This window comes from Sphingomonas sp. R1, assembly GCF_025960285.1.
GTDB lineage: Bacteria > Pseudomonadota > Alphaproteobacteria > Sphingomonadales > Sphingomonadaceae > Sphingomonas.
Genome location: NZ_CP110111.1, coordinates 1,157,722 through 1,170,323, shown reverse-complemented (window position 1 = coordinate 1,170,323; position 12,602 = coordinate 1,157,722). Strand labels below are relative to the sequence as shown.

General features: G+C 65.6%; 6 protein-coding genes. 3 read left to right on the top strand and 3 right to left on the bottom strand.

The genetic code is table 11. The features are described from left to right. The first annotated feature begins 1,117 nt into the window (after window positions 1-1,117). Both OIM94_RS05630 and OIM94_RS05625 read left to right on the top strand, forming a co-directional pair. A complete protein-coding gene (locus OIM94_RS05630; RefSeq protein ID WP_264609115.1) occupies window positions 1,118-4,168 on the top strand; it encodes a TonB-dependent receptor domain-containing protein in 3,051 nt (1,016 codons plus the stop codon). A gap of 207 nt (window positions 4,169-4,375) precedes the next feature. Beyond that, window positions 4,376-4,573 carry a hypothetical protein gene (locus tag OIM94_RS05625; RefSeq protein ID WP_264609114.1) on the top strand — a complete coding sequence of 66 codons (198 nt, stop codon included), beginning with the start codon at window positions 4,376-4,378 and terminating at the stop codon, window positions 4,571-4,573. Between the two features lie 3 nt (window positions 4,574-4,576). Here the strand turns inward: OIM94_RS05625 and OIM94_RS05620 are convergent, their stop codons facing one another. From OIM94_RS05620 to OIM94_RS05610, 3 genes are all read right to left on the bottom strand, one after another. Next, window positions 4,577-5,995, bottom strand: a complete 1,419-nt coding sequence (locus OIM94_RS05620; protein ID WP_264609113.1) for a glucoamylase family protein — start codon at window positions 5,993-5,995, stop codon at window positions 4,577-4,579. A gap of 64 nt (window positions 5,996-6,059) precedes the next feature. Further along, window positions 6,060-9,086 (bottom strand): TonB-dependent receptor, encoded by a 3,027-nt coding sequence (locus OIM94_RS05615; RefSeq protein ID WP_264609112.1) that lies wholly within the window; start codon window positions 9,084-9,086, stop codon window positions 6,060-6,062. A 2-nt stretch (window positions 9,087-9,088) separates the two neighbouring features. Next, window positions 9,089-10,123, bottom strand: coding sequence for a LacI family DNA-binding transcriptional regulator (locus tag OIM94_RS05610; RefSeq protein ID WP_264609111.1), 1,035 nt, complete (start codon window positions 10,121-10,123; stop codon window positions 9,089-9,091). A gap of 189 nt (window positions 10,124-10,312) precedes the next feature. Here OIM94_RS05610 and OIM94_RS05605 point away from each other — a divergent pair, with 189 nt between their 5' ends. Next, window positions 10,313-12,568 carry a glycoside hydrolase family 3 N-terminal domain-containing protein gene (locus OIM94_RS05605; protein ID WP_264609110.1) on the top strand — a complete coding sequence of 752 codons (2,256 nt, stop codon included), beginning with the start codon at window positions 10,313-10,315 and terminating at the stop codon, window positions 12,566-12,568. The last annotated feature ends 34 nt before the right edge of the window (window positions 12,569-12,602 follow it).

Genomic DNA, 12,602 nt, shown 5'->3' with positions numbered 1-12,602 from the left:
CGTTGTTCTCGTTCTTGTTTTTGTTCTTCGGTGCCGGCAGCCGGGCACGGACGTCCATTCCCGCAAGCGGCATCGCTGCGGGCGGCGTATCGCGCCGGGATACGCGTCGATGTTCCGCCTCCCGGGAGGCGGACAAGGTGCATCCTTCCGTGGCCGAGCAGGGCCGCGGGCAATGTCCGACGATACTGGGTACAAACCGGGCGGAACCGCGCCGCGACTGCTGTGCGGCTACATCTTGCGGTTTCTCGCCAGACAGGAACGAGCGACCCCTAGCAGGCCCGCGATGCGTTCCACGCCTTCATGCGTAGCGGATCCTGCGGCAGCGTCACCGATGCAGACGCGCGAAGGACCCGCGCGGCGCCTAGTGTTGCCTCGGCTCTTGTGCTGCTAGTGCGAACGCTGGTGGCGCTCTGCGCCAACTGGGCATCGTGGCGATGCCGTCTTGAAACTGGTCGGCCATTTGATCTCTCCATTTCGGATCAAAGCGCCGGTTCAGTCATCCGCCCCAAAAGTTTTTCTTTGTTGCTAAGTGGATGCTATCTCGGGGGCAGGGGATGTCAAGGCGGCAAACACGACGAATGTAACTTTTTTGTCGCGCGTGCGTCATCCGCATGCCGTGCATTCCAAAACGAACCGAGATGGCGACGCAAAATTTCCGCCTTCGATCCGCCTTCGAAGTGCAAGCCAAGCCACTGAAACGTTGGCAACGTTTCCAACGCTAGGACCCGATCCGTTGGCGAGCCTTCCGGAAGATGCAGCCAAACACGTAAGAAAGGAAACTGACGTGCAAAGCGGAGCGCTAATCCAGATATCTATAAGTAAAAACTAGGCAGGTTCGTGATATAATGCTGTTTCGTTTTGTATTAAGCGCAGAATTACGGGAATATATAACAAATTTATACTTCGTGTTTACGGAATGTTCACAGGTATTTGGCCTATGGTTAAAATGCAAATGGCTATCTGCAACAAAATATAACAATATTTTCGTCTCATCGGCATTTTTTACGCCCCGTTAACTCTGTTGCCGTTAGCTGGCCCCGGGGCGGCGTCCGTGTGTGGGCGGCGCAAGCGGGCGGCCGCTCGCTGGTGCTTAAAAGGGAACGGGTTGGTGACTGTGATGAACTCCGCATATGTCTCGCTGCGGTATGGTATCTCGACGGCGGCACTGCTGACGGCAATCGCCGTCCCCGCATTTGCACAGGATACGACGCCGGCGTCCGCGCCAAGTGCTGCCGCGGAGCAGACCGTTGCACCGCAGGATCCCGCCGCGCAGGCGCAGCAGGGGGCTGCCGAAACCGCGGCCCAGACCGATGCGCCGCAGCCGGCCACCATCGTCGTCACCGGCACGCTGTTCCGCGATTCGAACGCCAGCTCGATCTCGCCGGTGACGGTGCTGAGCTCGGAGACCCTCCAGCGGGCCAACATCACCACGGCCCAGGACGCGATCCGCTCGGTCTCAGCCGACAGCGCCGGCTCGATCTCCACCGGCTTCCGCAACGGCTTCTCGGCCGGCGGTGCCGCGGTGTCGCTGCGCGGCCTCGGCGTGTCGTCGACCGTCGTGCTGATCGACGGGCTGCGCTCGGCCAATTTCCCGCTGAACGACGACGGCCATAACGCCTATGTCGATCTCAACTCGATCCCGTTCAGCATCGTCGACCGCATCGAAGTGCTGAAGGACGGTGCCTCGTCGACCTATGGTGCGGACGCGATCGGCGGCGTGGTAAACCTGATCAGCAAGAAGAATTTCCAGGGCGTGGAAGGCTCGGTCCAGGGCGGGACCACCGAACAGGGGGATGGCTCGCACTATCGCGCAACGCTGACCGCCGGCACCGGGGACTATCAGCAGCAGGGCTGGAACTTCTACGTCAACGGTGAATACACCTATGACGGCTACATCACCAACAGCTCGCGCGGCTATCCGTTCAACACGCTCGATCTGACGCCGAGCGGCCTGACCGACCGCAACCGCAACGACGACTCGCTCACCACCGCCAATCCGCAGGCGGTCGTCACCCGCGTCTCGCAGAGCGACCTCAACAACCCGCTCGCCGGCAAGGTGGGTGCCCCGCTGACCAGCCAGTATCAGCTGCTCAATCCGAACGCCTGCCCCTTCGGCACCTTCACGGTGACCAGCGGCGCCGCCCAGGGCACCGGTTGCAAGCACAATCTGCCCGACGAATACAGCATCATCCAGCCCAAGCAGCAGCGCTATTCGACCACTGCGCGTCTCACCGCGCGCCTGGCGGACAATCTGGAAGCGTTCGCGTCGGCCAGCTATTCGCATTCCGAAGTCAGCATCAAGGGCACGCCCGCTGCCATCCGTGCGACGCAGCCGTTCGGCGGCTCCGCCTCGCTCGCCTCGAGCAGCCCGGGCATCGTCCTGCCGGTCTATGTCTGCTCGGCGGGCATCAACTGCGCCACCGCAGCCGACCGCAAGCTGAACCCGAACAACCCCTATGCCGCCGCCTATGCGAATGATCCCAGCAACGGCGCTGCCCGCATCTATTATCTGTTCGGCGACATTCCGGCCGGCAGCTTCCGCTATGTCGACGTCTTCCGCACAACCGCGGGCATCTCGGGCAGCTTCGGCAACGGGTTCAAGTTCCGCCTCAACGGCGTCTATGCCCGCGACAACTTCGCCGTCACGCAGCGCGGCTTCGTCAACATCCAGGGCCTGCTGAGCGCGATCAACACGGGCGCGTACAACTTCGTCAACCCGGAGCAGAACACCGCGGCGGTCCGCAACCAGATCTCGCCCGAGGTGACGACGCCGTCCTATTCGACGGTGGCGACGATCGGCGGCTCGCTGATCAAGTCGGTGATGCAGCTGGGCGGCGGCGACCTCAACATGGGCGGCGGCTTCCAGATCCGTCGCGAGACGCTGATGAACCGCAACCAGAATGCGAGCCTCGCCTTCTACGGCCTCAACACCTCGTCGGCCCAGGGTCGCCAGACGGTGACCGCCGGCTTCTTCGAAATCGACGCGCCGTTCACCCGCACGCTCGACCTGAACGTGTCGGGCCGCTACGACCATTATTCGCAGGGCTACAGCCACTTCTCGCCGAAGGTGGGCGTGAAGTTCAATCCGATCGATGCAGTCGCCTTCCGCGCGACCTATTCGCAGGGCTTCCGCGCGCCGACCTTCGCCGAAAACAATGCCGCCAGCAGCTATGCGGGCTTCTCGTCCTTCACGCCGCCGGCAAGCTTCGTCGCGGCGCATCCGGGCAACTCGGCCTATACCAGCAGCTACAACATCGGCAGCGGCGCGCGCGGCAACCCGGACATCCTGCCGGAAGTCTCGCAGAGCTTCACCTTCGGCACGATCCTGAAGCCGGCCCGCTGGTTCAACATGACGGTCGACTATTATAACATCAAGAAGTCGAACCTGATCGTCAGCGGCCCGCTGCGTGCCGAAGCCATCGCCGCCTATTACAGCAAGACCAATTCGACCGATGGCTGCGCCGCGCTGGCTGCCGTCGGTGCCGGCTACAAGTGCAACGTGATCGATGCGCCGGATCCGGCGAACCCCGGCGCGCTGCCCCGCCTGCTGGTGTTCGACGTGCCCTACGTCAACGCCAACTACCAGGTCAGCTCGGGCATCGACATGCAGGCGAGCGCCCGTATCCGGATCGCCAACAATGTCCGCCTGATCAGCCGTATCGACGTGACCCGCGTCCTGCGCCTCGATCTCGTCACGCCGTCGGGCGTGGTGCAGAAATACGCCGGTACGCTCGGGCCGTACGAACTCTCCTCGGGCGGCGGCACCCCGCGCATCCGCGGCAACTGGCAGAATGCGTTCGAGATCGGCAAGTTCTCGCTCACCGCGACGACCTATTATGTGGGTCGCATCAAACAGGTCGCGGCCGACGAGATCACCCCCGTCAACGGCGTGATCGACCTGTCCTGCGCAAACTCGATGGCGCCGGTGCCCGCCGGTACCCCGAAGACCTACCAGTGCTGGATCCGCCCGTTCATCTATGCGGACCTGAACGCCGCGGTGAAGGTGAACGACAAGTTCCGGTTCTTCATCAACGTGCAGAACTTCACCAATGCCCGCGCGCCGCTTGCATCGGCGGCGTACACCAGCAACCCCAACTATCTGAGCAGCTGGCACTATGCCGGTCTGGTCGGGCGCAACTTCAGCGCGGGTGCCAACATCACCTTCTGAACGTAGAAGCCCTTGAACAGGCTCGCGGGGCGGCACCAGGCGTGTCGCCCCGCTTGCTTTTCCCGCTGCCGGCATCCGGGCGGGAGCGGGAAGCGGGGAGCGGTGCCGGTCGGCCGGCAGGTCGTCCACAGGTTCCACAGGCCGCGCGCTGGACAAGCCCGGCGCCTACCGAATAGCGGACGGCGCATGCCCGTTATTGCTACCATCATGAATTCGAATACCGGCGAACCCATCCAGAAGATGACGTTCGGCCGCATGCCCAAGCCCTGGGCCTCCTTCACGCTCTCGAACGGCGAACTGGTGCAGGCCAGCCGCGTCGACATCGGCAAGCCGGCGCCCGGCAAGGTCGTTGTGCCGGTCCATGTATGGGTAAGCCCCAAGAAAACCGACCGGCAGGACGACTGACAGCTAGAGCCAGCCGCCCTTGAACCCGGCGCGCTGCAGCCCGCGACGGATATGCGGGTTGCGGCGCATCACGTTCCACACCAGGCCGCTGCGCAGATTCTCGATCATCAGCAGGATCGGCCCCTGGTCGATTCCCAGATGGTCGCCATCCACCCAGCCGATCCCGGGCACGATCTTCCCGTGCTTGAGCGGCGCCGTCTTGCGGGTGAGGGTGGGGTTGAAACTGTCGAGAAAGCCGTAGCGGCCATAGATTCCGCGCCCGTAGCGCGCATGCATCGCCGCGATCGCCCGCGTGGCCAGTTCCGGTTCGAACGCGATCGAGGCAGCCGCCGCGGTAGGCGCCAGCGTACCATCGTCACGATCATCGGGCCCGCGCGCCGAGTAGCTGAAGAATGCGCGCTCCCTGCCGCCGATCCGTTGCGTGAAGTCACCGGGGCCGTCACAGGCGGTCAGGCCCCACACATCCTCGCCATAGCCGGCCCAGCCGCCCGGATTGGCCATGGCATAGTTGCGTTGCGCGCGGACCGCACGGCGGCTGTTCTCGAAATAGTCGATGCCCCTGGCCGCCATGTAGGGATCGCGAATGCCGCGAAAGTCGATCCAGCAATGGCTGTACTGGTGAATGAACAGCGGCGCGAAATGGAGATGGGGTTCGCCCCATGTATCGCTCCACTGCGCATCGAAGCGCGCGGTCCAGGCGGCCCATGTCTCGGGCGGCAGCGGATGGCTCGGCGAGCCCAGCGCCAACACGTAGAGCAGCAGTCCCTCGTTGTAGATGTTCCAATCCGACGGGATGAACCCGCTCTCCGGGTGCCATCCCATCGCAACGAAGGGCGGGCGCGGCGTGATCCAAGTCCAGTCGACCGCGGCATAGAGCTGGTCGGCAAGGGTGCGGATCTCCGCTTCCGCCGGGTGGTCCGCGTCGAACCAGCTTTGCGCAAATAGCACGCCGCCCAGCAGCAGTGCCGTGTCGATCGTCGAAAGCTCGGCGCGGGCGAAACGACGGCCCTTGGTCACGCCGAGAAAGTGATAGAAAAAGCCCTTGTACCCGCTGGCGTCGCTCTGGCCGTCGCCCTGCGGGGCGGTGGCGAAGAAGCGTAGCGTCGCCAGCGTGCGGGTGCGGGCCTGATCGCGGGTAATCCAGCCGTTGATAACGCCGATCGGATAGGCGGTGAGTGCAAAGCCCACCGCGGCGATCGAGGCGAAGGAGGGGGTGGGCCAGCGATCGGGCGCGAGGCCGGTTAAGGGATCGGTGGTGTCCCAGAAATAGCGGAAGGTGCGTTCCTGCAGATCGCGGATCAGCGGGTCTGCGGACGGTGCCATGCCCGTGCCGCCCGGCCGCGTGGCGGGCGGGGTGCACGCCCCGGCCAGGCCCGCCAGCGCAAGGGCGCCGGAGCCGAGCAACTTCCTGCGATCGATCATGATGGGTCCCGAAAAAAAAGAGGGGCGGCACCTGATACGCGGTGCCGCCCCAGAGGAGGGGTTCTTAGAAGGAGTAGCCCACCGACAGCTTGACGGTGCGCGGCGGGTTGCCACCGACGCTGTAGCCGACCTGGCGGCCCCAATCGGTCGAGTTGGGATCGTTGTTGAAGTCGACGAAGTTCCAGTCGTCGAACACGTTCAGCACGTCGACGCGGAAGCGCAGGCGGGTCTGGTCGCTGATGAAGTGGATCGGTACATATTTCGTCAGTGCCAGATCCAGCTGGCGCCGGCCCCAGCCGCCGCCCACACCGTCGGTGAAGCGGCCGACCAGCACGCGCTGGAACGGATTGGCCTGATCGAGGAACGCTTTCTGATAGGCGGCCGATTCGACCTGGAACTTGGACGAGAGCGCGAAGCCCAGCGGCAGATCGACGCTGCCGGCCACGACGAAGCGGTGCCGCGGCACACCCGAGGATCGCATCGTCGGATAGTCGTTGATCGACGCGTAATCGAGCGAATAGACCTCGCCGAACTGCCGGTTCTCGCTGGCCTCGGTGAAGGTGTAGGTCGCATCGATGCTCCAGGGCGACGCCGGGGTATAGGTCTTGGTCACCTTGAAATAGACGGCGTCGGATGCGGTGCGCAGGCCGTTGGTGCCGAGGATGATCGCGCCATAGCCCGGGGGCGGATCGCCGAACGGTGCCGACGGGGTGTCGGTCGCGCTGGTGGGATCGTTGAAGAAGAAGCTGCCGTCCTTGCGGCGGTTGCCGAGCAGGAAGACGAACCCGTCCTTGCTGGTGATGTGGGTATAGCCCACTTCCAGGCCGACCATGTTGAACCGGCCGCGCAGCCCCAGGCTGAACTGGTCGGAATAGGGAACCTTCAGGTTGTTGTTGAGGAAGCGGAACTCGCGGCCGCCGCCGGTCGTGCCGGCCAGCAGCTGCTGGCGCCCCGCCGCGGTGAGGTAGATCGGGTTCCAGGCGACGCAGGTGGTCGACGGCGTGCAGGGGTTCTGCGAATCCGCGCCGATGAAATTGAAGGTGCGCGTCGGGAAGGCCCCCTGGCTGACTTCCTGCTGGAGGAAGTCGAACTGGTTGCGATCATAGGAGCGGCCATAGCCGCCGAACATCGCGAACCGGCCCGCTTCGTCGAAGCGATAGGTGAAGCCGAGCCGCGGCTGCCATGCGCCCTTGAACGTCTTACGGTTGTGGCCGTTCGAGATATAGTCGTTGATGTTGTAATCGGCGTTGACGAGGTTCGGATAGTTCGCAGGCGATACCGCGGTGATGTTCTCCTGCGTCGTCACGAAGTTGAGATAGGCGGGGGTGCGCTCATAATCCCAGCGCAGCCCCAGGTTCAGCGTCAGCTGCGAGGTCACGTCCCAGTCGTCCTGCGCATAGACGCCGAACTGGAAGTTGTTCGAGCGCACGTCCGATGCGCCCGAACTGGTCGGCGCGCCGAACTGCACGCGGTAGGGGATCGCGTCGTTGAAGGCGGTCTGGCTGAAGGCGTTGATGTCGTAGGTGTAGAGCGGGTTGGTCAGGTTCTGCTCGAGCGAGCGCAGCTTGATCCAGCTTGCCTTGGCGCCGATCTTGATGGTGTGCCCGTCGAAGCCGGTCCAGGTGAAGTCGTCCTGGACGGTCCAGCCCTTCTGGCCCTTGTCCTGCTGGTTGCTGCCGGCGCCGAAGCGGAGCAGGTCGAAGCGGCTGCGGTTGCCGTTGACCAGCGGCGTTGCCTGGAAGAGCGTCGTCGTGCCGCCGGTCGCCGGCGTCGGCGCCCAGCGCGTATCCTGGTAGGAGACGCGGAAGTCGTTGATCCAGCTGTCTTCGCTGCGCTGCCAGCGGCCGGTGAAGCGCTTTTCCTCGACCTTGTTGAGCGTGGCGGTGCTCGATGCCGCGACCCCGGTCGAGATCTGCACGCCGGATTCCTTGCGGTATTTGCCGGTGAACTCGATCAGGTCCTTGTCGCTCGGTTCGACGTCGATCTTGCCGAAATACAGGTCCTCGTTGAAGCGCTGCGAGAAGCTGCCGAAATATTGCTGATACTGCGTCGGCAGACCGCTGATCGGGAAGCCGTTGTCCGGCCGCACGTCATACGGGCTGTCGATCCGCTTGCCTTCATAGGTCAGGAAGAAGTGCGCGCGGTCCTGCACGATCGGGCCGCCCAGCGCCAGGCCGAACTGCTTGTTGTTCGAATTGACCTTGTCGGTCTTGGTCGGGAACAGTTCGCTCGGACGGCGCGAGCGCAGATCCTGATTGGTGAAGTCGAGAAAGCCCTCGCCGTGGAACTCGTTGGTGCCGGATTTGGTCGCCGCGGTGATCGCCACCGAACTGACCTGGTCGAACTCCGCCTTGTAGTTGGACGACAGCACCTGATACTCGCCGATCGCGAGCTGGGGGAACGGGTTGCCCGCGGAGCTGTCCTGCCCGGTGATGCCGTTCTTGAGGACATAGTCCTTCTGGCTGACGCCGTCGACGAACACGTTGACGGTGCGGCTGTCCTGTGCGCCGCCCTGGATGCGCGACGATCCGTCGGCGCTCTCGATGAAGCGGACGCCCGGCGCGAGGTCCGCGAAGGCGAGGAAGTTGCGGTTGTTCTGCGGCAGCTGCTCGATCAGCCGCTGGGTGATGTTGATGCCGACCTGGCCACCATCCAGCGAACGGATCCGATTGCCGGTGACAACGATCTCGTCGCCGCCCGCAGGCGCGGCGGCCGCGCCGTCCGCGGGGGCGGCCGCGGTGTCGGCGGGCGTCGCGAGGTCGAGATCGAGGCCGGCATTCTGGCCGACGCGCAGCGTGAACGCGTCCGAATTGCGCGTGCCGTTCTGGAGGCGGATCTCCAGACGATAGGTGCCCGGCCGCAGCGACGCGAAGTTATAGCTGCCGTCGGCACCGGCGGCAGCGCTGCGGCGGATGCCGGTGGCGACTTCGATCGCGATCACTTCGACGACGGGATTGTTCGCTGGCGCGGTAATCGTGCCGCGCAGCGAGGCCTGGCCGACCTGCGCTATCGCGGGGGCGGGGGCGAGCAGCGCACCGCTGCCCAGCACGGTCATCGTCAGTAAGGCGGAACGCAGTACGAGCTTGTTCATGGTCATTTTCCATCTCCCCGGCGGATCGGGTTTTCTGTTGTAGTTTTCGTGGTTTGGCGGGTTGATTCCCGCGCGATGACGATCGGCGCACGCCATTCGAGCGTGTCGTCGGCGGCGCCGTCGATCAGTCCGGCGAGGCGCACCACCGCGCGCGCGCCGAATTCGGCAATGTCGATGCTGGCGGTGGTGAGCGCGGGCGAGATCAGGCGGGTGAGCGGGATGTTGTCGAACCCCGCCACCGCCACCTGCTCGGGCACCGCGATGCCCGCGCGCTTCAGGGCCATCAGCGCCCCCACCGCCATATTGTCGTTGGCGGCGAAGACGGCGTCATAGGCGGCACCTTCCGCCGCCAGCGTGGCGATCGCCTGCGTTCCGGTCTCCTCGTTGAAGTCTCCCTGCAGCACGCGCAGATCGAGACCGAGCCGCGCGCAGGTTTCGCGGGTGCCGCGCAGGCGTTCCTGGGCATCGATGTTCGCCTCTGGTCCGGCGATATGGACGATGCGGCGGCAACCCCCGGCAGCGAGATGCTCGATCACCGCTACGGCCCCGGCAACGTTGTCGATCCGCAATTCGGGGCGGTGGCCCGCATGGGGAGCGCAGTTGACGAGGACCGAGGGCATGGTGCGCGGCAAATGCGCGAACAGCTCGTCCGAGGTGATCTGCGGCGCCATCACCACCAGTCCGTCGACCCGTCCGCGCATCGCATGGAGCGCGGTGACGCCGCGATCCGCTTCGCCGTGCATCACCATCAGCAGCAGGTGGAGGCCGAGTTCGGAGGCCTGGCGATCCATGCCGCGCAACAATTCGGAGAAGAATTCGCCGTGCAGGTCCGGCACGACGACGCCGATCGTGGAGGAGCGCGCGAGGCTGAGGTTCCGCGCGCCCGCATGGGGCACATAGCCGAGCCGATCGGCTACCGCGCGAATATGGTCGCGGAGTTCGGGGCGGATGTTGGAGGCGCCGTTCAGCGCACGCGAAACCGACGCGACCGAGACCGCTGCTTCCCTGGCAACATCGCGGATCGTGGCGTTCGGCATGGCGTGGTGCGTCCCCTCCTTCTGCTTGGTCGTGACCGCTCGTTTTGCAGGTGGCGGCCTGAAGCTCTTGATGTAACCGGTTACATGAAGCACAAGCGGCTTGCAAGATTGATGATGCGGCGGCCTAAACGCGGTCGGTGCCAAGGGAGGAAACGCGTGAAAGACGGCCACATTTCCAGGCGTGCGATAATGATCGGGGCGAGTGCCGCCGCGGCCTGGGCAGTCAGCCCCGCGCGGGCGATGCTGCGCGAGGCGGGCGCGACGAAACTGCCCGCCTCGGTCGAGTCGCTCCTCGCCAGGATGACCGTCGAGGAGAAGGCCGGGCAGCTGACGCTGATGGCAGCGGCCTGGTCGGGCGGGGCGGCGGTGACGCTCAATCCCGCCGGCGCCTCGTCCAATTTCGACGGCCAGCTGGCCGAGGTGCGGGCAGGGCGGCTGACCGGCGTGTTCAACGGCAACGGCGCGGCGATGGCGAAGCGCATGCAGACCGTTGCGATGCGCGAATCGCGGCTCAAGATCCCGCTGCTGTTCGCCGCCGACGTCATCCACGGCTTCCGCACCGTCTTCCCGGTGCCGATGGGCGAGGCGGCGAGCTTTGATCCGGATCTCGCCGAGCGCACTGCGCGCGTTGCAGCGGTCGAGGCGGCAGCGGCGGGGATCGACTGGACCTTCGCGCCGATGGTCGACATCACCCGCGACGCCCGCTGGGGTCGTAGCGTGGAAGGCGCGGGCGAGGACGTGCTGCTCGGCAGGCTGATCGCGGCGGCACGCGTCCGCGGCTTCCAGGGCGCGAAGGGGCTCGAGGCAGCCGATGCGGTCGCCGCCTGTGCCAAGCATTTTGCCGCCTATGGCGCGGTGGAGGCGGGGCTCGACTACAACACCGTCGACATCTCCGAACGAACGCTGCGCGAAACCTATTTCCCGCCGTTCCAGGCAGCGTTGGCCGCCGGTGCGCCGACGGTGATGGCCTCGTTCAACGAGCTGTCCGGAATCCCGGCCACCGCGAACGAATGGCTGCTCACGGAAGTGCTGCGCCGCGAATGGGGCTTTGGCGGCCTCGTCGTCTCCGATTACACCGCCGACGAGGAACTGATCGCGCACGGCTTCGCCGCCGATGCGCGCGAGGCGACGAAGCTGGCGTTCCTGGCCGGCGTCGATATGAGCATGCAGAGCGGGTTCTACATCAAGCACCTGCCGGATCTCGTCGCCAAGGGCGAGGTGCCGATGGCGCGGCTGGACGAGGCGGTGCGGCGCGTGCTGGCGCTCAAGGTGCAGCTCGGCCTGTTCGACGATCCGTTCCGTCGCATCGATCCGGCACGGGAGAAGGCCCGGGTCCGCACCCGCGACCATCTGGCGCTCGCCCGCGAGGCGGGATCGCGCTCGATCGTGATGCTCAAGAACGAGGGGGGGCTGCTGCCGCTACCGCGCTCGGGCAAGAAGATCGCGCTGATCGGGCCGTTCGCCAGCGGGCTGCACGACCTGATCGGCACCTGGAACGTCTATGGCACGGATGCCGAGGCGGTGGATCTGGCGACCGGCGTCAAGGCGCTGGTCCAGGATCCGTCGCTGGTAAGCGTCACCGAAGGCGCCGGGCTGGACGGGCCGATCCCCGGCGGGATCGAGGCCGCGGTGGCGGCCGCGCGCGCGGCGGACGTGGTGGTGCTGGCGGTAGGCGAGCATGCCCGCATGTCCGGCGAGGCGCAGTCGCGCTCGGCCATCGTGGTGCCGCCGGCGCAGATGGCGCTGGCCGAGGCGGTCGCGGCGACCGGCAAGCCGGTGGTGGTGCTGCTCCGCAACGGCCGTGCGCTTGCCCTGGAAGGCGCGGTGCTCAAGGCGCCGGCGATCCTCGTCACCTGGTTCCTCGGCTCGCAGGATGGGCCTGCGATCGCCGACGTGCTGTTCGGCGTGGTGGGTCCCTCGGCGCGGCTGCCGGTCTCGTTTCCGCAGGCGACGGGGCAGGAGCCCTATCATTACGACCACAAGCCGACCGGCCGCCCGAACCCGGCAGGGCCGCTGCAGGAATACAAGACCCATTATCGCGAATTCCCGAACCAGGCGCTGTTCCCGTTCGGCCACGGGCTCACCTATGGGGAGATCGTCTACAGCGACCTCGATCTCGGCGGCGGGAAGCTGACCATGGACGGCAAGCTCATGGTGTCCGCGACGATCACCAATCGCGGGTCCCGCGCGGCCGAGGAAGTCGTCCAGCTCTACCTTCGCGACGTGGCGGCGAGCGTCACCCGGCCGGTGCGCGAGCTGAAGGCCTTTCGCCGCGTGGCGCTGAAGCCGGGCGAGCGCAAGCGCGTCGACTTCACGCTCACCCGCGCCGACCTGCTCTTCATCGGACAGGCGATGAAGCCCACGATCGAGCCCGGCAGTTTCCGGCTGTGGATCGCGCCCTCGGCCGAGGCAGAGGGCGTTTCTGGCAGCTTCGAGCTGATCTGACCGCGAACGAGCAGCAATAGCGCATCGTCCCGCG

Bases quoted from the DNA above. Each gene is read 5' to 3' on its own strand.
- OIM94_RS05630 (WP_264609115.1), top strand. From the start codon at position 1,118: ATGAACTCCGCATATGTCTCGCTGCGGTATGGTATCTCGACGGCGGCA.
- OIM94_RS05625 (WP_264609114.1), top strand. From the start codon at position 4,376: ATGAATTCGAATACCGGCGAACCCATCCAGAAGATGACGTTCGGCCGC.
- OIM94_RS05620 (WP_264609113.1), bottom strand. From the start codon at position 5,995: ATGATCGATCGCAGGAAGTTGCTCGGCTCCGGCGCCCTTGCGCTGGCG.
- OIM94_RS05615 (WP_264609112.1), bottom strand. From the start codon at position 9,086: ATGAACAAGCTCGTACTGCGTTCCGCCTTACTGACGATGACCGTGCTG.
- OIM94_RS05610 (WP_264609111.1), bottom strand. From the start codon at position 10,123: ATGCCGAACGCCACGATCCGCGATGTTGCCAGGGAAGCAGCGGTCTCG.
- OIM94_RS05605 (WP_264609110.1), top strand. From the start codon at position 10,313: ATGATCGGGGCGAGTGCCGCCGCGGCCTGGGCAGTCAGCCCCGCGCGG.